Genomic DNA, 23,111 nt, shown 5'->3' on the forward strand with positions numbered 1-23,111 from the left:
AATGACCTTATCTATAGTAGCATACGGGGACCCGGTTTTAAGAAAAAAAGGGAAACCAATAGACAAAGACTTCCCCCAATTAAAGGAATTAATTGCCAACATGTGGGAAACCATGTATAACGCAAACGGTGTTGGATTGGCCGCACCGCAGATTGGACTTCCTATTAGACTTTTTATTGTGGATACAGCTCCTTTTGCCGACGACGAAGAATTGACTGAAGAAGAACAGGAGAAACTAAAAAACTTTAAAAAAGTATTTATTAATCCTGTAATTGAGGAAGAAACAGGAACAAACTGGGCCTTTAATGAAGGTTGTCTCAGTATACCTGATATTCGAGAGGATGTTAGCCGCAAAGATACGATTGAAATCAGCTATTTGGATGAAAACTTCAATGCAAACAAAGCATCTTATGATGGACTTCTGGCAAGAGTAATACAGCATGAGTATGACCATATTGAAGGAATACTATTTACGGACAAACTCTCCAGCTTGAAAAAAAGGTTGCTTAAGGGGAAGCTAACCAATATTTCAAAAGGTAAAATCAATGTGGATTATAAAATGCGATTTCCGGACTTAAGAAAAGCGCGTTAAAAAGGCAAAATATATTTATAAAGTGATCATTTTATTTTATTAAGAAATTTATGAATTTAGATAAAATACTATCAATTGGCGGTAAACCCGGCCTTTACAAAATGCTTACCCAAACCAGGACAGGTCTTGTTGCTGAATCGTTGTTGGATAATAAAAAAGTAACGGTGAGTATGAGCAGCAATGTAAGTGTACTATCCGAAATTGCTATTTATACCTTGGAGGAGGAACTTCCTCTCAGAGAAGTATTTCATAAAATACAAATCAAGGAAGATGGAGGTAAAACCTCTGTTAAGCATAAAGATGACAAATTAGTTCTTGAGGAGTATTTTTTTGAAGTATTGCCTAATTATGATGAAGACCGGGTATATGTAAGTGATATCAAAAAAATTATACAGTGGTATAACATTTTGATAGATCATGGAATCACAGATTTTACTTTACCAGAAGAAGATTCGGATAAAAAAGTGAAAGAAGAAAAGGAAGAATAGATTTTTACAACTAATCTTTCTTGATGGATTTATATGTAAACTTACTTTCCTTCCAATCAATTAAGTTGGATCTATAAAACTTCACGTCCATTCTGTCCATATAGGGCGCCTGGTTTGCAAGGCGAACTTTGAAGTTGTCCCAATTTCTATTTTCTTCAGTACTCCAGCTTAATTCGGAATAACCTATTACTCTCGGAAATGCCAAATATTCCAATTCATCAATATTGCTAATTGTTTCTGACCAAAGGGGTGCTTCCACACCTAGAATATTCTCATTTGGAATACCTGCATAACCTTCGGGAGTCCATATATATGCCGTATCTACAGGAATATATGCCGCCCAATGGAGGCCGTATTTGGAAAGAGTGTCGTATTGCATATCTAAATATGCCTTGGAGGCAGGTGAAAGAATAACTTTCATGCCTTTTTCAACCGCTGCTTTGGCATTTTCTGTACTGGCCCAAAATTGAGCTATGGAAGTACTATCTATATCTGCGGTTGCAACTTCATCCCACCCAATCATTTGTTTTCCATATTTCTGAACGATCTTTTCTACTCTATTGACAAAAAATTTATAATCATTCTTTTTGGTTACATGGCTTTCATCTCCACCAATATGGAAATAAGGGCCAGGTGTTATCGCGGAGACCTCCCGAACCACATCATCAATAAAAGCATAGACCGTATCCTTCCTCGCATCGAAAGTGCTAAATCCTACGGAGGTTCCCTCATACAATTTGGGAGTTTTACCATTTCCATTTAGGATGGGATAGGAAACTGAAGCTGCGTTCGTATGTCCCGGCATATCAATTTCCGGGACTATCATCATATATCTTTGTTGTGCATAGGAAACAATGTCTTTATAATCCTCCTGTGTATAGAAACCGCCAGCTTCCCCTCCAACTTCTGTGCTGCCTCCAACTTCTGTCAGCTTTGGCCATGAATTGATTTCTATCCGCCAGCCCTGGTCGTCTGTCAGATGCAGATGTAGTACATTTATTTTATAATAAGCGAGGATATCAATATATTTTTTAACATCTTCAACACTGAAAAAATGCCGGGCAACATCTAACATAGAACCCCGGTATTCAAAATTAGGTTTATCTGAAATTTTACCGCTTGGTATGGGCCATAGGGGTAATTCTGCCAGGGAATCGTTACTGGTTTCCGGAATGAGCTGTCTAATGGTCTGTACACCACGAAATGCTCCTTCGGCAGTTTTGGAATTTAGTATGATAGAGTCTTTGGAAATATATAATTCATAGGCCTCTCGTCCCCCTAGTGCATCGCTATCCGATTGATTAATATAGATCATTCGGTTTACCTTTCCTGCATCTGTTTGATTTACTGCCAGCCTTAAATTTGTTTTTGATTTTATCTTTTCGGCCAGAAATAAACCTACCTCTTCAAAACTTTTGTCGGATTGTGATGTGAAGATTGCTGTAGTATGATCTAAGCCAAAGGCACTATGAGTAGGAACTATCTTAAGGGGTTTTGGAATGAGATTTTCGGTACTTAGGTCCGTTGGCGGAAAGTTTATTTCTTTCATTTTTTTATCCTGACACTGTATAAATAATACAATAACTGAAAGGAGAACCAGAGATTTTAAAAGTGTTGATTTTATCATTATTTCAATTTTTATTGAACAAATTTCTTAATTACCCGATACCATAACTCGTAGCCTTTTGAGTTAAGATGAAGGCCGTCCTCGATAAAAATATCCTGCTTCAATTTCTTTCCTTCCAGCATGATATCCCATATATAGGCGTAATCGAGATTGGTTTCATTGTCACATAACTTTTTAAACTTTCGATTGAGTCTTTTATACTTACCTTTTAAATTCCAGCGGGCTAAGCTGGGTTTAGCAGAAATAATCACAATCTGCGTGCTAGGTTTGGTTTTCCTGATTTTGGATATTATCTGTTTCGTCACAGAAATGATTTCCTTGGGCTTTTTCTTGTCATTAATGTCATTATCGCCCTCATAGATAAAAACTTTATAAGGATTGTATTGTGTGATCAATTCATTGGTATAAGCTAATAAATCAGAGGCTTGTGAACCTCCAAATCCGGAATTAATTATCTGTTGATCGGGGAAAAGTTCCTCGAGATTGTTCCAAAACCTAATGCTTGAGCTGCCTGTAAAAACCACAGTCTCCTTGTTGCTATCCCAGATCGTATCATACTTCTTCTGAATACCCAGCACCTCTTCATGAAAGCGGGAGGGATCCTGTGAAATCGCAGTCAGATTTGTTAACAAAAAGAATACAATAAAATGAAATCGCATAGTTTAAAAGAAAGCAAGATACTTTTAATTGGATAAATGTTCAACAATTTTTAGATAATAGGAATGGGCCCTTTCCTCAGAAAAGTGATCCAAAACAAATACATAAAATGAAAAAAGCATTAAGGCAATACCAATTGCCCGGACAGCAGGCGCATGTGATAAAACTAAACATAGCATTCCTAAAATCATAACTCCAAAAACTATTTTTTGGGTTATTGGGTACCACTTTATAAAATCTTCAGTACGTTTTTTTTCCTGCTTCATAAATTTTTGTTGATTTTCTTTAAATTGTATTTCGTACTGAGGGATTCGTTTTTGATTAGTATTTATTAGATAGATTCCAATGCTAATGGTTAGTATAGCGACTATAAGTAGCGGTACAAACATGGCCCGAGCTCCTGGGGTACTACCCCATTTAAAATAGGCGAGGCTTATTAATAGTATACAACTCCCAAATAATAGGCTCATCTTGCCTTCAAAAACTTCACCTTTACACCAGTTTAATGAATCATTAATCAATTCCATTTTTATCTACCATTAGTTAAGCTTATTCCATATTTTGGGAAATTGTTAGTCCTTCGGCTACTGCCCAATCGTAAAATCTCGAGATCCAATTGTCTGAAGGTAATTGTTGCTTTTTCATACCAAAACCATGCCCTCCTTTGGCATACATATGCAGGCCTACGGTCTTCCCGGAATTTAAATAAGAAGAATAAAGTTCAATACTTCCGCCTGCCAAACCCAATGGATCATCAGTAGCGCAGATAATCAACATGGGTGGAGCATCATCAGGGCACTCTGAAACAGGCATTGCGGTAGTCCAGGGATATACAGGAACCAGGAAATCCGGTCTGTTTTCTGCCGAATAATTATAGCTTACCCCCATAGTTACAGCCCCTCCTGCTGAAAACCCCATAAACCCGATTTTTTTTGGATCAACACCCAGGGATTCGGCATTCTTTCTAACATAAGAAACCGCTGTCAATCCGTCCTCAACGGACAAAGGCAATACCGGAGCTACATTTTCAATAATTCTTTCCCCTACCTGCATCACTTCCTTTACACCGTCTTCTCCCGTGGGAACTAATCTATATTTTAAAACAAAAGCCGTTATTCCTTTTTGGTTTAACCATTCAGCCACTTCATTACCTTCACTATTAATACTTAAGGCGTATAGCCCACCTCCAGGAGCAATAATAACCGATGTCCCATTGGCTATAGCTGCTTCAGGTCTAAATACCTGCATGCTTGGTTTGGAAACATTGGTTACAACCTGGGTCTTCCAGATATCTGAAAAATATTCCTTTTCAGCACCTATCCACTCAACTGATACATTTGGTTCGTAAGGTAGCTCAATAATTTCCTGTGAATAGAAAATTCCAATTTGTAAAATGCATAGTGCGGTGATAAAAGATTTCATAAATGGAGTAAATAGAGTTAGTTGTCTTTTTTTAGTTTTTATCTACCAAGGCCTGATAAACAAATTGCCTCAACTTGATGCTGTAGTAATTGCTGTATGGTTGAACCTGTGTTAGTAAGATAGCAACAAGATCTTCTTTGGGGTCAATAAAAAAGTAGGTACAATAGGCTCCGCTCCAATAATATTGACCTTCTGAACCAAGAACTTTACTTTTGGCCACATCTGTTGTTATACCAAAACCAAGACCAAATCCCTGTCCGGGTGAACTTTCATCAAATAATTTACCGACTTGATTCATTGTCATTAATTCTATGGTCTTGGGGCTTAAAAAACGTTTACCGTTAGCGCTGCCACCATTGAGAATCATTTGACAAAATTTCATATAGTCATCTACCGTCGAAAAAAGGCCATGAGTTCCCCCATAGACCATATTCCCCTTAGTGGGGAGTTGTTTTTCGGAATTCACCAATTTGCCTTCCTCGTCGATGTTATGCACGGGAACCCATCTGTCCTGATCATTTGTAGGGATATTATAGCCTGTATCGTTCATTTCTAACGGATCAAATAGTCTTATTTGCAAAAACTCAGAAGTAGTTATTCCTGAAAAATGTTCAATTAAAAGAGCCAGAACATCAGGGGAAGCACTATAATACCATTGCTCTCCGGGTTGTCCTATGAGGGGTAAACTAACCAGGGTATTAACTCTACTTTCAAGAGATGCCTGAGGTTCAAAATACAAGGCCTGTGCAATTTCATTGTCCAGAGTAGTACCCCCAAGGCCATGCGAAAAACCAGCCGTATGGGTCAGAAGTTGATGTATTGTGATTTCAGACTTTAAGGGTTCCGTAGGACCATCTTTACCTTCATTAACATCGGTAGATACCCGAATATCTTTAAATTTTGGTAGATATTTTGAAACAGGATCAGTTAGTAAGAAATGACCTTCTTCATATAACATTAAAAATGCAGCGGAGACAATTGGTTTGGTCATGGACATAATATGAAATATGTCATCGGTTTGCATTGATTTTTTTGCCTCTAAACTACTATACCCCAAAGCCGCTTTATGCACTACTTGTCCGTTCCGATAAATAAAAGAAACAGCCCCCGGTAACCGACCTTCATTTATTTCTCTGTTCAAAAAATCAACATACCTGTTAAGGCGTATTTCTGAGAATCCGGCAGTGACATCTTTGGAATTATGTGATGTCTGGCCATAAGCGGTTACATTGAAAATACATAAGAGCAGAATTGCAAGTAAGCGATGCCAGTAGTTTTTCATCATTATTGTTTTAAAGGTCATTAAATATAAAAGTTTAAGTTGGTAAACTGAAGTTTTATCTGGTTTTGTCTGTGTCGTTAGGGGGATTATTTCAATTCTATACATAATTTTATCAGATATAGCATGGTATATTTATTTAATAAGCTCAATCACCAATTATTTGCATTGCAGTTTCATAATTACCGCTATTTTAAAAATGATTCGTGTACATCACACTTTTTTGAGCGCGATTTTTGGGTGACTAAAAATATTTTTATATCATTATTACCTGTATTAATAGATGTAATTATGTTTAAGAGAGTGACATTTATAGGCTGCTTAGGAATACTCCTGTTTCTTAATGCCTGCAAAACAAATGAAAGTAACGGAGAAGCTATTTTTGTTGAAGATTCGGACTCCTGGTTTCAGGAGGGAAGTGCTTCCTGGAAGTATGACGGGGATCAGCTGGTGGGTACCTCATTAGGTGGTTCGGGCTTTGTAATGACAACCAAGGAATATAAGAATTTTATAATTACACTGGAGTTTTATCCGGATGCAGGAATTAACTCGGGAATTTTTGTTAGGTGTAAGGGGAAGTCAATTTCAAACAGGGATTGTTATGAGATGAATATTTGGGATAATCATCCAGATCAGGAATCAAGAACCGGGTCTATTGTCACACGTAGCAAACCCCTGATACAAGTAGAAACCATTGGGAAGTGGAACACTTATAAAATCAGTTGCGAAAACAACCATATTCGCACCTGGATCAATGGCCAATTAACCGCCGATATTATCGACGATGATTTGACAGAGGGTTATATTGCACTACAGGCATCTGAACCGGGGAGAATAAGGTTTCGAAATGTTAGAATTCAGAACCTTTAAGATATATGTTAAACTTAACGACGAATGCAGGGTCTTAAAAACAGATAGAATTTTTCAGCGAATAAGTATTATCATCAGTAGAGCGTATAAAATTGATTTATTCGTCCTGTGAAGCTTCGGCCCCCTCACTTTCTGCCTCTTTTTCTTCCTTAATAAGATTATGTTGCATTATGTTCAGATTTTTCAACTTTGCTTTCCATGTCGCTAAGGTATCTTTCTGACGATCAATGTTCTTTATAACCTCTTTCACAAGCGGATTGTCTCCCGAAGTATCTGAGAAGAAGAGTAAATTGTTTTCTAATTGGCGAATTTCATTTAAACTTTCATCAATCTTTCTTCGAATGAATGTTCGCTCATTGATGAGTGCTCTTTCATTGTCAGCATTAGCAAGTTTTTTAAGTTTATCACCATATTTCATTAACTCTGACTCCTGCTTGCTGACCCCCAATTTTTTGAAAATAGCATCCAGGATAGTATTAAACTTGGCATTTATATTTTTCTTATTATAAGGTACTCTGCCATAGGATTTCCATTCTTCAATCAAAGACTTTATTGAGGCCAGATCCTTTTTATTATCACCAGTTAATTCAAATGCTTTTAGTTTTTCCAGACATGCAGATTTCTTATCATAGTTTGCAGATTCTTCTTTATAAGCTTTGTTCTTAATTGCATGCAGCCTGTCAAAATAATGATTGCAGGCGTTTTTGAAATCATTCCATATTTTATCAGAATACTTACGTGGAACATGACCAATGGTTTTCCATTCCCGCTGAATTCTTTTCATTTCGGAAGTGGTCTTATCCCAGTCTTCACTGTCTTTCAAAGAGAGGGCCAGATTCAGAAGTTCCCTTTTCTTCTCCAGATTATCATGCTGATCCTTTTTGAGTTTTTTATAATAAGCGTTCTTATTTCTGTTAAAAGCCCGAACTGCTTCTTTAAATTCTGCCCAGGTTTGTTCGTTTACATTTTGGGGTACTTTTCCCGCTTTAAAGAACGCCTCACGCTGTTCCTCTATCTTTCTTATCTGTTGTTGAAGGTCCTTATGATTATTTGAAATATGTGAACCTATTTCAATAATCTTTTGAATGATGACTTTTTTCTTTTCCAGGTTTTTCTCATACACTTTGTCAAGATCCTTATAATAATCTTGTCTTCTTTGGTGCATGACCTTAGTGGCATTGCTAAATCTCTCCCAGATTTCTTCCCTATGTTCTTTACCAACAGGACCTATATCCTCTTTCCAAACTTTATGAAGTGTTTGTAACTCCCTAAACGCTTTATTTAGGTCTTCTTCTTCAGCCAAGGCTTCGGCACGTTCAGCAAGTTTGACCTTTTCCTCAAGATTATGTTTAAAATCCAGATCCCTTAGTTCCCTGTTGAGATGCAGGAAATCGTAAAAAATCTCAATATGGTGATGGTAAGTTCTCCAAACGTCATTATAGTTATTTCTGGGAATTGGGCCTGCATTGCGCCATCTCTGTTGTAAATCTTTAAAATTTTTATATGTAGTGTTGATGTCTTCTTCAACATTTACCAAACCTTTGAGCTCTTCAATAATTTCCAGTCTGTTTGCAAGGTTTTGGTGGAGGTTTTGCTCAAGGTTTTTATAATATGCATTTCTTTTTTCACGGTATTCAGCATAAACTTCATTGAATTGCCGCTTGGTAACCGAATTATATTTGAAGTCAATTTCGTTACCACCTTTACTCACGAAATCTTCCTTTTTATGATCTAAGAATTCTACAAACTTTAAGTCAAATTCATGTTTTATTGCATCAACATGTTTTTTGATGGCCTGAACTTTCTCATTTTTAACTAATTTTTGTAGTTCCCCAACAAGATTTTCAAGCGACATGGAGTGGTAGTCAAGGATAGGGATGAAATGCCGATGATGATTGTCTTTGTCTTCTGCATCTTCAGCGTTCGATTTATCTATTTCTTCATGAACATCCTCTTTAACGACTTCCTCATTTTTGGGCGCGCTGACATCCTCGGGATTATTCTTTATTTCAGTGCTTTTCTCTGCTCCTTTTTTGGATTCAGTAGTTTCTGAATTTTCTTCTCCCTCTACAGTATCCTGTAGTTTATGATCTTTATTTTCCAACATTTTATTTAATGTTTCAAGAGATCTGCCCGACCCTTTATGGCACGGAGCTAGCAATATCTATAATAGCAAAGGTAATCAAACTAGTTTTATGCGTCAATTATTACCTTAATGATTATATGGTAAACGTACATGGAAATCCCGGATTTTCGAATTCTATGAATTCCATATTTCCCATGCTTTTTCCGCTTGGAACTCCAGCATTTTTAATCCATTGCAAATAGTAGTCCCTTTATTTTCACCGGCTGATAAAAATGCAGTTTTTTCCGGGTTGTAGATAAGATCAAAAAGCAAATGATCCGGAGAAAGATATTCATATGGAATATTAGGTTTAGCATCAGTATCGGGAAAAGTTCCCAAAGGGGTACAATTGACTATAACAGTATGGGAACCAATAATTTTCTTATTTAAATCTGAATAGCTGATTTGATTACCAATCGGTTTTCGAGAAACTTTTTTAAAGGATATACCAAGTTCTTTTAATACATGGGTGATAGCTTTCGAGGCTCCACCGGTACCGAGTATTAAGGCGTTTTTATGATATTCTTTTAAAAAGGGATGGATAGATTTCTTAAAACCGTAAGCATCTGTATTGAATCCCTGGAGCCCATCTTTTGCAAATTTAATAGTGTTTACTGCTCCAATGCTTGCTGCTTTTTTGTCTAAACTATCTAAATAGGGAATTATGGCTTCCTTGTACGGGATAGTGACGTTAAGACCTTTTAATTCTCTATTCCGGCGGAGTAGTTCGGGAAATTCTTCAATACTTCTTAGATCAAAATTTTCATAACTATGGTTCATCAAATTCAGGGTGGCGAATTTGTGGGTAAAATGAGCTTTAGAAAAGGAGTAAGAAATGTTCTTACCGATTAATCCAAAACAGCTATCTTTTTGATCTGCTTTTGCCATATCTTTCTAATCCAACTAGTAGTCCAATCCCTAAAAAAATGAACATTACTGCCCACCACGTTTCTTCAGCGCTAAAATCAGGAATGTACCTTTCATAGTTCATTATTATTTGATCTCCATTTGAATCTAGAGCTATCTTACCTTCTTCATCTTTGACATAAATAGCATTTTTCCACGGCCAGACTACCCCAAGAGAACCGGTTATAAATCCTATTATCACTGCCGAGGTAATATATTTATAGTGTTTTAACACATAACCCAGGAGATGAGATAGAGTAACTAATCCAGTCGCAGATCCGGCGGTGAATACGGCAAGAATTTTTAAGGTTCTTAGTCGAATTTGATTTTCTAAAAAGCTAAAATCGCCTCTTATTATTTCTGCCATAGTATCATATAATGAATTAACAGAATCTACAAGGAGTAGGACATAGTTCCCCAAAAGGATGAGAATAAAAGATCCGGATAAACCTGGTAAGGTCATCCCGGAAACGCTGATAATACCGCAGAGAAAGATAAATACCAAATTATCATTTTCCCTGGCCGGATTTAAAAAACTGATGGATATACCAACTATTAAGCCAATAAGACCAGCGGTGATAGTACCTCTATTCCAATGTTTAAAATCACTTGCTATGTAATATATGGAACCGATAATCATTCCAAAGAAAGTAGCCCAAACATATAGCTCGTTTTTATCCAGAAAATAATCCAGGATTTTAGAAACACTAAAATAACTCACCAACATCCCAAAAATGAGCAATGATAAGAATTGTCCGTTTACATAGCGGTAAAAACTCCCAAACCTCCCATTAAGTAGTAATTTAAATGCTTTTAGGTTAATTTTTCGCAAGGAATAAATAAACTCTTCATAAAAACCAGCGACAAATGCAACAATCCCACCTGAAACCCCGGGCACTTTGTTTGCTGCGCCCATGCCTAATCCTTTTATCACCAGGAATGTTTTGTCAAAAAAAGTTCTAGACCTGGGCATGAGCTTTAGTTTTTACTTTTTGTAGCAAATCTTTCAAGTATAAAAATAACACAAAACCCAAGTAGTGCTAAAAGAATGGCGTAGGTTAATTGGTTGTCGCCCTCAAATTGAAAAGGTGATACATTTACTTCATTCACCGGAATAATTTTGTTTCCATATGTTTTGGTTTCCAAAACTCTTTTCCATGGCCAAATTTTGTTCAGTGAACCCAAAATGAAACCTGTTAATAATGCCAATGTGCTGTTTTTATAATTTGCGAACATCCACTTTAATAGCCTTGCGAAGCTTAAGAGGCCAAATACTGCCCCTAAAGCCACCGTTGCAATAGTATATAAATCTCTTTCATGTACGGCATCCAAAATGGTCTTATATGAACCCAGCAGTACCAATATAAATGCACCGGAAATTCCTGGCAATATCATTGCACATACTGCAAGAGCACCAGATAAAAATAAAAAGGGTGTACTCGCTGTATTTTCAGCTGGCGGAAGAGTGGTAATATAATAGGCTACCAATGCCCCTAAAACAAATGCTATAATTGTTCCTAAATTCCATTTTTTAATCGCTTTCGCTACAAAAATTACACTTGCAAGCACCAGTCCGAAAAAGAAAGACCATAATAAGATAGGCTGGTTGACCATTAACCAACTAATCAATTTGGCCAGCGAAAAGACACTGATGAAAATACCCAGGAAAACGGATAGAAGAAAATTTCCATTCAGGGTTTTCCAGAAAGTATTAAAGCCTTTTCTTCTTAGGACTTTGATCAGAGAAAGATCTATGTTGTTAATGGACGTTATTAGCTCTTCATAAATCCCTGAAATAAATGCGATGGTTCCCCCCGATACACCCGGGACAACATCTGCGGCACCCATGGCCACACCTTTTAGAGTAATGATTAAATAGCTTGCTAAGTTGCGCTGACTCATTCAGAAAAATAAAAAAACAAAAATAGTTCTTTTATTCGGAAGCTTTTTTAATATCGCTAATTATGTTTTGAGTCCAAATAGAGTTAAAATATTCAGGATATGAATTTTCAAAAACTGAGAGTTTAGAGATATCCAATTTTAATGCGTTGATAAACCTGAATCTGGCCTGTTCTGAATCACTGAGCATTAGATATAAGCCGGTCATTCTAAATTCAATTTCCGCCTTTTCTGGATAAAATTCGAGCCCCTGGATTAGAATCTGAATAGCTGAATGAATATCATTGTTCTTTTTAACTACTTCTGCCCAGTTCAACCAGGTATCTAGCTCATAATTACCTAGATCTACAGCTTGTTTATAAGAAAAATCAGCCTCATCCAAATTCTGCAGTGCATAGTGGATTTTGGCACATTTTTTCCAATATAAGGCATTTTCCCCATCAATATTGATCGCCTTATTTACATAATACAAGGCTCTTTCATAATTATTTTTACGGAAGTAAAAATCTGTTATCGCCAACCAGCCTTTGTCCAGCAACGGATCCTCGTGTACCGTTTGATAGAAATAGAATTTTGCAAGTTCGTCATTATTTAATTTTTCATGACACTTTCCAATTCTTAAATAGGCATGGGAGGTTGGGTCTTCTATTTTAATTGTGGTTTCGTAATTTTCAATTGCTTCATTATGTTTTCCCATTTTTTCAAGGACCTTCCCTTTTTCAAAATAGGCACCCATAAAGGAATCATCTGCAATAATGGCAAAATCAAATGCCGCTAAAGCTTCAGGAAGCATTTCTTTGATATAATATTGTTTTCCCAACTGGTGCCAGGCTACCTGGCAGTATGGATTTCGTTCTAAAAACTCATTTAAAAATGAAATTGCACCATCATAATCCTCCATGAATTCAAAACAATAGACCACGTTGTAAAGGGAGGAATAATCATGCTGATCAAAAGAAACACATTTTATAAAATTGTCCTTTGCCATCTCAAAATTATCCATAAAAAGGTATTCCATTCCCAATAAGGAGTAAATATCAAAATTTTCCTGGGACAGATCCAGGGCCTTATTTAACATATCTATCGCTGCTTCATGATTGTCTTTTTTTGAATAGATATTTGCTCGCTGAATGTATATTTCCTCATTTGTACTATCCATCAATTGCAGTTCATCCAAAAGCTTTTCAGCGATTTCCAGATTATTTTCAAACACAAGTACTTCAATATCCAAAAGCCTCAGATTCATACCTCCGGGATGTTGTTTAAGACCAATCTTAATGGCTTTTTTGGCTAAGGAGATTTTACCGTTGTTGAGGTAATGATGAATTATGTCCTCGAAATCTTCAGCGTCAAAGAAATAGACGTCATCCGTTTTCAGCATAGACTCAAATTTCGCAATAGGTTGATTTTGACTTTCGTTAGGATCTAACGCCATAGAAACGTGCTTGGTTAAACTATGGATTTAAAAATAGTCTTTTTGGGACTACATTTAATTCCACTTCAGGGCTATATTATTAACAAAATAGTTAACAAAATATTGCTATAGCCCGTTCAAAGTTTGGATTATTATATCGCAACCCTGTTCAATTTCCTCGGGGTTTATGGTTAGTGGAGGCGTTATTCTAACACCTTTTGGTTCAAAAAGTAACCAAAAAAGGATTAAATTCTTTTTGGAACAGGCAAGAATAAGTTTGTTTGCAATATCCTCATTTTTCATGATAAGACATAGCATTAGTCCTTTACCTCGAATCTCCTTTATATAGGGGTGTTTTAGCCTTGTTCTGAATTGTTTTTCCTTTTCAAGAGTATCAGGAATAAGATTCCCATTTGTTAATTCCTTAAAAGTTGCCAGGGCAGCTGCAGCTATCACAGGATTACCTCCGAAAGTGGTTATATGCCCTAATTTGGGTGATATGCTTAAAGAATTCATGATTTTCTCTGAAGCAGTAAAACCCCCAATAGGCAAGCCGGAGGCCATACCTTTGCCCATAACCAATATATCGGGTACACAATTGTAGTGTTCAAAAGCGAATAATTTCCCGGTACGTCCAAATCCAGGTTGAATTTCATCAAGGATTAAAAGGGCACCTACTTTTTCGCAGCGATCCTTCACTTTCCTGAGATACCCATTTTTTGGAATGATAAATCCTGCACCACCCTGGATTGTTTCCAGAATAACTGCTGCTGTGTCTTCATCAATTTTATTAATTTCTTTATCAGAATTAAACTCCAAAAAAAAGATATCAGGGATTAATGGCCGGAAAGGAGCTTTGCGCTCTTCAAAATTCATTAAGCTAAGGCTACCCAGGGTGTTTCCGTGATAAGCATTTTTTGCCGCTATAAGTTTTGAACGCCCTGTAAAACGTCTGGCCAATTTTATTGCCCCTTCCATGGCTTCCGTTCCTGAATTTACCAGATAGGTGGTTTCTAATTTATCCGGTAATTGGGAGGCTAACATTTTGGTTAATTCTAATGCAGGCCGTTGTATGAATTCCCCATAAACCATCACATGCATGTATTTCCTGCTTTGTTCAATTATTGCATCTACCACTTTTGGATGACAATGTCCTAAACAACAAACAGATACCCCGGCAACAAAATCCAAATGGGCATTTCCCTTCATGTCATAAATAAAACTCCCCTGGGCATGGGAGACTTCCATGGCAAGAGGATAAGGGGTTGTCTGCGCCTGATATCTTAAAAAATCTTCTTGCATAGCCACTATTCTACCTTTTTGAGTGGTTGTTTTTTTCGTATGAAGGCTTTATCCGGATTTGTATATAGGGCTGATTCATCTTCATTCTTGTCATTTTCAGGTTGTTCTTCGTCCATATCAATAGGATTATCCACGCCCCTAATTTTTACCAATTCGATATTGTTGTCATCTTCATCAAAAATATCTTCCTTGCTTCTAATCCGTTCATCTCCGCGCCATACAAATCCCTTTAGTTTTCTACTATTTAGCGGAAGATCTTTATCAGGGAATATATCTCCATCCGGATTGGTGAAAAAGGTAATATCCTCAATGTCGTTTTCCGCCAATGTTAACCTTATGGCACTGCAAATTGTTTTATTAATCCCAATAAGTTTATTATCATCATTATACATGTAATAAATTACTTCTGTATTCTTCACCAAATCAACAATTTTCAGTGAATTATCAATAAACTTACCAAACAGGTCTTTGCCTTTGGCCTGGTTATAGCCCTCCATGCTAATACTGTCGAGAGAGATTATAAAGGCGTTGTTAATTACTTTTAATGAATCCAGTTTTTCAGTTTCCATATCAGAAATCAAATGAATACTATCTCCGGTCATTTGGTTTTCAACATTCCACAATACCGGATCTTTAATCAACTGGGTTATTCCTGTAGTTTGATCAAAGTGAATGGAATCGCATTTACCGCTTAGATCAGGCTTAAAAAACTTGGCATTTCTAAAAGCTCTTAAAATTCGATTATCCGGCTTACCGGTAAGGAGTAAAGTATCCCCGTGCATATAAAGGGAATCCTGTTCAACAAGACTTATAGATACGGCACGTTTAGTAGCAAATACGGAATCCTTTGCCTTATATACTTCTGCATAATGAGCTCTGATTACCCCATTATTTATGGTATCCGTTACTTTAATATTGTTAGTGGCGGATGCAAATTCCGTTGCTTTGTCAAAGTATACACTATCTCCTTCAATAATGCGGTTATTATAATCAATTCTTGTATTTTTTATGCCATAACCACTTTCTATCTTGGTGTCATAAAAACCACGTTCACAGTAAATTTTATAGCTCTCACCTATTATGGTCGAAGGGCCATACATATAGGCGTTCTTCGTATTCTGATAATAATCAAGTTGTTTGGAATCGATGGTGTATTCCGGATTCAGGATATGGACATTTTCTATAAACTGAAATTTTTCAGGCACCATGAAGTATCTTCCTATTTCACTGGTAAGTGTATTGGCAGAATCAATTATCGTACCCGAACTGGTATAATAAGACTCTTGCTTTTCACGGTCAAAGTACAATGTATCTGTCCGTAGGGTCATCCCCGTTCCGGTACCGGAGCCAGTATTTTTTAAGACTACTTTTTCCCAGGCCTTAGCGAGCCTTGTATTACCGTCATAATTAATTTTACCACCAGTCATTTGTATGGAATCACCTTGTTTTAATCTGATATTTCCTATGGCCTTTAATCTATTTTCTTTCTGGTAGAATATGGCGATATCACACCATAGATCGGCCCCCTGGTGTTCAAATTGTACCTGCCTGTTATCTTTACTGAAGATGGAGGCACCTGGAAATTGTGCTTCATCTTTGGTAAAATTTGCTCCGTAAACAATATTAATTTGCTTGGCTTCTTCTTTTTTCGGTTCCTGGGCCGAACCAGCCAAGAGAGAAAAAAGTAATATATTAATTATAATTAATCTGTTCAAGACTCATATTTTTCTTCAAAAATAGGATAAATAAAAAGAGAAGCATAAGTATTGGCATGGATTTAGGAATTCACAGAGGTGAGCTTCCAATTACAACTTCCAGGTCTGTATTTACTTCCTGTAAGGCCTTGGCATTGTCTAAAGTTACTCTGGAATCCCATAGGTACACCGTCTTTAACTGCTTCATATTATTTAGGTAAGATAGGCAGGAATCTGTTACTTGGGTTCGATAAAGATTTAAGGATTCCAGATGTTCCAACTCACTGTGAAATTCTATGGCAGGATCTGATACATTTGCTTTTTGTAGTTCTAGTCTGGTTAAATTGGGGAATTGAGAAATAATTGAAACCCATCCATCCTCGACATTAGTCCCGGCAAGGGAAGACCAGGTCATATACTCTTTTATTCCTAAAAGCTTCGAAAGTTTGTCCCTATTTAATGAATTTCATGTGAATTTTATATCCAGCAATGAATTTTCCGACCCAGGTCTTTTTCTAATAAACGATTTTTAACGGTGAATCGTTTGCTTTCGATCCGGGCCAACGGATACAATTTTAATGGGAATTTCCAACTCTGCTTCAAGATAATTGATATATTCAATTAGTGTTTCCGGGAGTTCGTCCGCACTGGTCATCTTAGTAAGGTCTTTTTCCCAGCCCTTCATTTCTTTGTAAACCGGGGAAACATTTTCGGCTTCAATATTATAAGGGAGGTGACTTACTTTTTCCCCTTTGTATTTGTAGGCGGTACAAACTTTTATGGTTTTGAAACCGCTTAAAACATCTGCTTTCATCATCATCAATTCTGAAACCCCATTAATTTGTACTGCATATTTTAGAGCGACAAGATCTAACCATCCACATCGCCTTGGTCTGCCGGTTGTTGCACCAAATTCATTGCCAACTCTACCCATAGTTGCTCCGACTTCATCAAAGAGTTCGGTTGGAAAGGGACCGCTTCCTACACGGGTGGTATATGCTTTGAAAATCCCGAAAACCCCACCTATATTTCGCGGTGGAACTCCAAGGCCTGTGCAGGCCCCGGCGGCGGTTGTGTTCGATGAAGTTACGTAGGGATAGGTTCCAAAATCAATATCGAGCAATGAACCCTGTGCTCCTTCAGCCAGGATTTTCTTACCGCTTTTCTGTGCCTGGTATAGGTACTCTTCACTATCAATAAATGTTAGTTGCTTTAATTCCTTAACAGCATCAAAAAAGTCGGTTTCCAGCTCATTTAGATCATATTGAATATCTACATTATGAAAGTCAATCATAGCTTCGTGCTTATCTGATAAAGCACGATATTTATCCTTCCAATTGTCAAGCTCCAAATCACCCACCCGCATTCCGTTTCTTCCAGTTTTGTCCATATATGTAGGACCTATCCCCTTTAGGGTAGAGCCTATTTTGGCTTTACCTTTTGAGGCTTCTGAAGCAGCATCCAGTAACCTGTGAGTTGGAAGGATGAGATGGGCTTTTCTGGAAATTAATAGCTTGGCATTTAAATCCAGATTGAATTTGTTTAAATTATCCAGCTCTTTTTTAAAAATAACGGGGTCAATAACAACTCCGTTGCCAACAATATTGAGCGCATTTTTGTGAAAAATACCGGAAGGAATGGTATGTAAGACATGTTTTATGCCATCGAACTCTAAGGTGTGTCCGGCATTGGGGCCACCCTGAAATCTGGCTATTATATCATAATTTTTGGTAAGTACATCAACGATTTTTCCTTTTCCTTCGTCTCCCCATTGAAGACCTAGTAGTAAATCTACGGCCATGCAGTAAGTTATTGGTTAGTTATTTGCTTTTTCTTTTTGATTTCTTGTACCGTAGAAGTACAAAGAATGACTATTAATTTTAATGTCAAAAACCTCTTCAATAGTCTTTTTGATAGATTGTATTCTTGGATCACAAAATTCAACTACTTCACCGGTATCCGTAAGAATTACATGATCGTGTTGTCTATCGAAATATGATTTTTCAAACTGGGCCTGAGTCTTCCCAAACTGATGTTTACGCACCAATTTACAATCCAGTAATAATTCTATAGTGTTATAAAGTGTTGCCCTGCTTACTCTATAGTTTTTATTCTTCATGCTAATGTAGAGTGATTCAATATCGAAATGGTCATCACTTTCATAGATCTCCTGAAGAATAGCGTAGCGCTCCGGCGTTTTTCTATGCCCGTTGTCCTCTAAAAATTTAGTAAATACGTTTTTAACAATTTCCTGGTCCTTATTCGTCCCCATATTACATCATCATGTTAAAAGCAAATGTACATTTAAAAATACGAATATTGATACTTTATGCTTTCAAGATTAAGGCATTTTATTCAGTGAATTATTTCAAACTCTTGACACCTTTTCAATACCATTAACCTGCTTCAGATTATTGATGAGTTTTTTCAGAATAGCATTGTTTTTAACCACTAAAGTAATTCTACCGTTAAATGTACCTCCATCCGTACTAAAATTTAGATTACGCATATTCACGTGCATGTTATCTGAAATAATTTCTGTAATCTCGTTCATCAGACCCATATTATCAATTCCTGTCAATTTAATTTCTGACGTGAACTCTTCCTGACTCGAATCAATCCATTTGGCACCAATGATTCGATAGGCATAGTTGGACTGCAGCGAAATAGCGTTTGGACAGTTCTTCTTATGTACTTTTATTCCTTCGGAAACACTAACAAATCCAAAGACCTCATCTCCGGGAATCGGGTTGCAACATTTGGAGAGGGTATAGTTTAACTTCTCTTCCTCTTTGCCAAAGACAAGCATATCATATTTGGAAGTTATTTCTGCTTTGTCAATATCTTCCGGAATGGCCTTACGCCTGATCTTATTCTTAAAAAAACTAATAAAGGCATTGTTATAGGAGGATGCAAAATCTTTGATCATCTGATTATCAATCGCACCATTACCCACACGGTAGAAAAGATCTAAACTGGTCTTAAGTTTAAAATGGACTACCATTTTATTTATGGTATCCTCGTTTAGATTAATTTTTTGAGATTTAAGTTTTCGCCTCAGTATCTCCCTGCCATCATCGGCAATTTCCTTTTTTTCTTCCCTTAAAGATGAGCGTATTTTTGACCTGGCCCTGGCAGTCGTTGCATAATTCAACCAATTTTGATTAGGTTTTGCTTTATCAGAAGTTATTATTTCTACCTGGTCACCGCTATTTAACTTGGTATTCAGTGGAACCAGTTTTCCATTAACTTTTGCACCTCTTGTCCTCATTCCCACCTCGGTATGGATATTAAAGGCAAAATCTAAGGGTGTAGCATCTTTAGGTAATGATTTCAGGTCACCTTTGGGCGTAAATACAAAGATCTCCTTGGAATAAAGATTTAATTTAAATTCCTCCACGAAATCCACAGCATTTCCATTGGAGGATTCAAGAGCTTCATGCAATCGATTCAGCCATATCTCAATCCCCTGTTCCTTTTGGTCTCCATGTTTGTATTTAAAATGGGCAGCATATCCTTTTTCAGCTATTTCGTGCATTCGTTCAGAGCGAATCTGGACTTCAACCCATTTTCCCTCCGGCCCCATAACTGTTATGTGTAGCGCCTCGTATCCCGTTGATTTTGGAGAAGATATCCAATCGCGCAGTCGGATTGGATTTGGGGTAAAATGATCCGTAACAATGGAGTATATTTTCCATGCCAAAAATTTCTCATTCTGCCTGTCAGATTTATAAATGATGCGAATAGCAAACTTGTCATATATTTCATCAAATGTAACATTCTGAGTTACCATTTTCTTTCTAATAGAATAGATAGACTTCATTCGGCCCTTAATTTCATAAGCTAGGCCTTCCTTATCTAAAGAACCTCTAATGATATTTGAGAATTCGTCAATATAATTATGTTGTTCTTCTTTTGTTTTTTCAATTTTTTCCTGAATGTCCTTGTACACCTCTGGTTCTGTGTATTTCAAACTTAGGTCCTCCAGTTCAGTTTTGATATTGTAGAGTCCTATTCTATGTGCCAATGGGGCATATATATATAGGGTTTCTGATGCCATTTTAACCTGTTTGTGCTCTGGCATGGCATCCATAGTAAGCATGTTGTGGTATCTATCTGCAATTTTGATGATAATTACCCGGACATCATCATGCAGGGTAAGGAGCATTTTTCGAAAATTCTCAGCCTGCTGAGAAATGTTCATTTCCTTTTTAAGATGGGCAATTTTGGTAAGACCATCTACAATACGAGCAATGGTTTCGCCAAACATGCGCTCAATATCATCAAGGGTATAATCGGTATCTTCAACAACATCATGTAGTAATGCTGCAGCTATAGAAACTGCATCTAAGCCTATTTCAGCTGCAACTATCTTTGCTACCGCTATGGGATGAAATACATATGCTTCACCAGATTTCCTTCGCTGATTTTTATGGGCATCAACAGCAACATCGAATGCGGTGCGCACAAGTTTCTTATCTTCATTAGTTAATGCCTGATAACTTATACGAAGTAATTCCTTGTATTGCTTAGCAATTTCCTTATTCTCCTTCTCTATTGCTGTTTCCACACTCATAGATTAAATTTACCACAATCTTTGATAGTAACCAACAAAAATCATGCCTTAAGGTTGCGTATTCTTTGAATTAACGGAGGGTGAGAATAGTGTAAAAACACATAGGCGGGATGGGGAGTCAGGTTGCTCAGGCTATTTTTGGAAAGCTTTTTTAAAGAAGACATCAGAGGAGAAGCTGCGTAAGTGTTTTTCGCATAATCATCAGCTTCAAATTCGAATTTTCTGGATAGTATGTTCATGACCAAGCCGGTGATTTCCGAGATTGGGCTATATAGAATCCCAAAACAAATTAAAGACACATGAAAACTGGCGTTGGTAACTCCTAAAGCATAGGAAAATTCAGGGTTACTAACAAATAGCGATAGAATATAAAGAGTTACCCCTGTAAGAAGTATTGAAATAATAAGATTTATTATTATGTGATGACGTTTGTAATGACCAACCTCATGTGCAAGAACAGCTACAATTTCTTCTTCCTCCAGTTCCTCAATAAGTGTGTCATAAAGCGTCACCCTTTTTTCCTTACCAAAACCTGCGAAATAAGCATTTGCCTTAGTCGTCCTTTTCGAGCCGTCAATTACAAAAATATTTTGAAGTTTAAAACCAACTTTGAGGGCATAATTTTCAATCTTATTCTTTAGAGACCCATCCTCAAGCGGAGTTTGTTTATTAAATATTGGAACTATTAATCTACTGTAAAATAAGTTCATAAATATCGTAAATACAGCAATTAAGCTAAGGGCATATATCCAAAAATTATTTCCCACCCATTGGTAAAATAAGATGACCAGAGCGAGTATACCTCCTCCTAATATGATCATGATTAACCAACCTTTAACTTTATCAATAAAAAAGAGCTTAGGGGTCGACTTGTTAAAACCATATTTTTCCTCTATTACAAACGTTTGGTAATATGAGAATGGAGTAGAGATAACATCACTGCCAATCATTATAATTCCAAAATATAATAGCGCCATTAATATTGGATTTCCTGTAATGCCCCGGACTATGGAATCTACCCATTCAAAACCACCTAATATCAGAAATGCTAAAGTGAGTATAATTGAGAACGAGGAAGATAGAATTCCAAATCTATAATTATCTTCTTTATAGGCCTGAGATTTTTTATACTCTTCCGTGTCAAATACATCCTTTAATTCCTCAGGTATAGGATCCTTAAATTTCCTTGAATTAAGATAATCCAGTACTGTTTCCATGAGGAATTGAAATACGATGATTACTATTATTGCATAAAACAAAAATGTACTATTCATAAATGGTTGTAATGATTAGATTGGAAATCTATAAATTATTAAGAACCTGAGATCTTAGGAAGCTTGCGTTCCATGGCATGTATAAGGTTTGAAGTATTCCAGATTAAAGAAAATCTCTTTGTCGCTTTGCCTCAAAGATAAGAATTGCTGCGGACACAGAAACATTCATAGAATCTATCTCACCCTGCATTGGAATTATAACATTCTGATCGGATTCCTCCAGCCAGTCCGATGTCAGTCCTGTTGCCTCTGTTCCAACGACGATGGCGCTGGACTGTTTATAATCTACATTAGTGTAATTACAGGAAGCAGACAAAGCTGCGCAATATATGGCTATGTTATTCTTACGTAAGTAATTAATTACCTCCTCACTGCTGCCAATGGCAACATTCACGGTAAAAAGGCAGCCCACACTGGATCTTATTATATTAGGATTATAGAGATCCCCATTAGAATTTGCTATAATTACGGCATCTATATTTGCTGCATCCGCCGTTCTTAATAAAGCGCCTATATTTCCGGGCTTTTCCGGAGCTTCCGCAACTAATATTAACGGGTTTTGACTTTTTAAAGAAAGCTTGTTCAATTCATGATCCTTGGAACAAGCAATAGCGATTATTCCTTCTGTTTTTTTACGATAAGCTAATTTTTGATAGACTTCCTGCGATACTTCGATTAATTCCGGATTGTAACCTGTCGTATTAATTAGTTGCCGAACACTTTCTTCTGTGGCAATTTTTGCACAAATAAAAACGCTCTGCAGCGAATAAGTTCCCTTGCAGGCCAATTCAATCTCTCGAAGTCCCTCTATTACAAAAAGACCAGATTTACGACGATCCCGCGATTTTTCTTTAAGTGATATTACTTTTTTGATCAAAGGATTTTGAACGCTGCTTATCTGCTTTACCTTGTTCATAGAACAAAAATAGAAGAATTGACAGACTTTTTATCAGTTCTACTATAAAGACTACTGCTTTTAATTTAAA

At 36.8% G+C, this 23,111-nt stretch carries 21 protein-coding genes; 3 read left to right on the top strand and 18 right to left on the bottom strand.

Annotated features, from left to right (window positions below; genetic code table 11):
- The first annotated feature begins 1 nt into the window (after nucleotide 1).
- Together def and Q0X77_RS02230 are read left to right on the top strand one after the other, a co-directional pair.
- Complete coding sequence (gene def / locus Q0X77_RS02225) at nucleotides 2–592, top strand: peptide deformylase (RefSeq protein ID WP_297792448.1); 591 nt, start codon at nucleotides 2–4, stop codon at nucleotides 590–592.
- Between the two features lie 50 nt (nucleotides 593–642).
- Nucleotides 643–1,080: a DUF5606 domain-containing protein gene (locus Q0X77_RS02230; protein ID WP_297792450.1), complete on the top strand. Its 438-nt coding sequence runs from the start codon at nucleotides 643–645 to the stop codon at nucleotides 1,078–1,080.
- A gap of 10 nt (nucleotides 1,081–1,090) precedes the next feature.
- Here the strand turns inward: Q0X77_RS02230 and Q0X77_RS02235 are convergent, their stop codons facing one another.
- From Q0X77_RS02235 to Q0X77_RS02255, 5 genes are read right to left on the bottom strand one after another with little or no spacing between them, the layout of a single operon-like run.
- Nucleotides 1,091–2,707 (bottom strand): family 20 glycosylhydrolase, encoded by a 1,617-nt coding sequence (locus Q0X77_RS02235; RefSeq protein WP_297792452.1) that lies wholly within the window; start codon nucleotides 2,705–2,707, stop codon nucleotides 1,091–1,093.
- Nucleotides 2,708–2,718: 11 nt separating this feature from the next.
- Entirely contained in the window at nucleotides 2,719–3,366 is a 648-nt protein-coding gene (locus Q0X77_RS02240; protein WP_297792454.1) for an SGNH/GDSL hydrolase family protein, read from the bottom strand.
- Between the two features lie 24 nt (nucleotides 3,367–3,390).
- The gene (locus Q0X77_RS02245; RefSeq protein WP_297792456.1) at nucleotides 3,391–3,891 is read right to left on the bottom strand and encodes a hypothetical protein; all 501 of its coding nucleotides are present in this window, start codon (nucleotides 3,889–3,891) and stop codon (nucleotides 3,391–3,393) included.
- A 22-nt stretch (nucleotides 3,892–3,913) separates the two neighbouring features.
- On the bottom strand, nucleotides 3,914–4,786 hold the full coding sequence (locus tag Q0X77_RS02250) for an alpha/beta hydrolase (protein ID WP_297792458.1): 873 nt from the start codon (nucleotides 4,784–4,786) through the stop codon (nucleotides 3,914–3,916).
- A 31-nt stretch (nucleotides 4,787–4,817) separates the two neighbouring features.
- Nucleotides 4,818–6,089 carry a serine hydrolase gene (locus tag Q0X77_RS02255; protein ID WP_297792460.1) on the bottom strand — a complete coding sequence of 424 codons (1,272 nt, stop codon included), beginning with the start codon at nucleotides 6,087–6,089 and terminating at the stop codon, nucleotides 4,818–4,820.
- A 267-nt stretch (nucleotides 6,090–6,356) separates the two neighbouring features.
- Between Q0X77_RS02255 and Q0X77_RS02260 the strand changes: the two genes are divergently transcribed.
- Complete coding sequence (locus Q0X77_RS02260; RefSeq protein ID WP_297792462.1) at nucleotides 6,357–6,935, top strand: DUF1080 domain-containing protein; 579 nt, start codon at nucleotides 6,357–6,359, stop codon at nucleotides 6,933–6,935.
- 97 nt (nucleotides 6,936–7,032) lie between these two features.
- Here Q0X77_RS02260 and Q0X77_RS02265 read toward each other — a convergent pair whose 3' ends face one another.
- The 13 genes from Q0X77_RS02265 to Q0X77_RS02325 form a co-directional block, all read right to left on the bottom strand.
- On the bottom strand, nucleotides 7,033–9,042 hold the full coding sequence (locus Q0X77_RS02265) for a DUF349 domain-containing protein (RefSeq protein WP_297792464.1): 2,010 nt from the start codon (nucleotides 9,040–9,042) through the stop codon (nucleotides 7,033–7,035).
- A 153-nt stretch (nucleotides 9,043–9,195) separates the two neighbouring features.
- A complete protein-coding gene (locus Q0X77_RS02270) occupies nucleotides 9,196–9,948 on the bottom strand; it encodes a shikimate dehydrogenase (protein ID WP_297792466.1) in 753 nt (250 codons plus the stop codon).
- Nucleotides 9,923–10,939: a DUF368 domain-containing protein gene (locus Q0X77_RS02275; protein ID WP_297792468.1), complete on the bottom strand. Its 1,017-nt coding sequence runs from the start codon at nucleotides 10,937–10,939 to the stop codon at nucleotides 9,923–9,925. The genes Q0X77_RS02270 and Q0X77_RS02275 overlap by 26 nt, the downstream gene beginning before the upstream one ends.
- Before the next feature lie 5 nt (nucleotides 10,940–10,944).
- A complete protein-coding gene (locus tag Q0X77_RS02280; protein WP_297792470.1) occupies nucleotides 10,945–11,868 on the bottom strand; it encodes a DUF368 domain-containing protein in 924 nt (307 codons plus the stop codon).
- Between the two features lie 31 nt (nucleotides 11,869–11,899).
- Nucleotides 11,900–13,300, bottom strand: a complete 1,401-nt coding sequence (locus Q0X77_RS02285) for a tetratricopeptide repeat protein (protein ID WP_297792472.1) — start codon at nucleotides 13,298–13,300, stop codon at nucleotides 11,900–11,902.
- A gap of 105 nt (nucleotides 13,301–13,405) precedes the next feature.
- Nucleotides 13,406–14,581: an aspartate aminotransferase family protein gene (locus Q0X77_RS02290; RefSeq protein ID WP_297792474.1), complete on the bottom strand. Its 1,176-nt coding sequence runs from the start codon at nucleotides 14,579–14,581 to the stop codon at nucleotides 13,406–13,408.
- A gap of 5 nt (nucleotides 14,582–14,586) precedes the next feature.
- Complete coding sequence (locus Q0X77_RS02295; protein ID WP_297792477.1) at nucleotides 14,587–16,296, bottom strand: OstA-like protein; 1,710 nt, start codon at nucleotides 16,294–16,296, stop codon at nucleotides 14,587–14,589.
- Nucleotides 16,297–16,366: 70 nt separating this feature from the next.
- Nucleotides 16,367–16,690, bottom strand: a complete 324-nt coding sequence (locus Q0X77_RS02300) for a hypothetical protein (RefSeq protein WP_297792479.1) — start codon at nucleotides 16,688–16,690, stop codon at nucleotides 16,367–16,369.
- Nucleotides 16,691–16,804: 114 nt separating this feature from the next.
- Nucleotides 16,805–18,076 (bottom strand): adenylosuccinate synthase, encoded by a 1,272-nt coding sequence (locus Q0X77_RS02305; RefSeq protein ID WP_297792481.1) that lies wholly within the window; start codon nucleotides 18,074–18,076, stop codon nucleotides 16,805–16,807.
- Nucleotides 18,077–18,091: 15 nt separating this feature from the next.
- Nucleotides 18,092–18,547, bottom strand: a complete 456-nt coding sequence (locus Q0X77_RS02310) for a Fur family transcriptional regulator (protein WP_297792483.1) — start codon at nucleotides 18,545–18,547, stop codon at nucleotides 18,092–18,094.
- A 96-nt stretch (nucleotides 18,548–18,643) separates the two neighbouring features.
- The gene (locus Q0X77_RS02315) at nucleotides 18,644–20,851 is read right to left on the bottom strand and encodes a RelA/SpoT family protein (RefSeq protein ID WP_297792485.1); all 2,208 of its coding nucleotides are present in this window, start codon (nucleotides 20,849–20,851) and stop codon (nucleotides 18,644–18,646) included.
- 41 nt (nucleotides 20,852–20,892) lie between these two features.
- Nucleotides 20,893–22,125 carry a M48 family metallopeptidase gene (locus Q0X77_RS02320; protein ID WP_297792487.1) on the bottom strand — a complete coding sequence of 411 codons (1,233 nt, stop codon included), beginning with the start codon at nucleotides 22,123–22,125 and terminating at the stop codon, nucleotides 20,893–20,895.
- 103 nt (nucleotides 22,126–22,228) lie between these two features.
- A complete protein-coding gene (locus Q0X77_RS02325; RefSeq protein ID WP_297792489.1) occupies nucleotides 22,229–23,041 on the bottom strand; it encodes an RNA methyltransferase in 813 nt (270 codons plus the stop codon).
- Between the last annotated feature and the right edge of the window lie 70 nt (nucleotides 23,042–23,111).

Origin of the sequence: uncultured Eudoraea sp. (assembly GCF_947258925.1) — a bacterium.
In the GTDB taxonomy this organism is placed as follows: Bacteria; Bacteroidota; Bacteroidia; order Flavobacteriales; family Flavobacteriaceae; genus Eudoraea.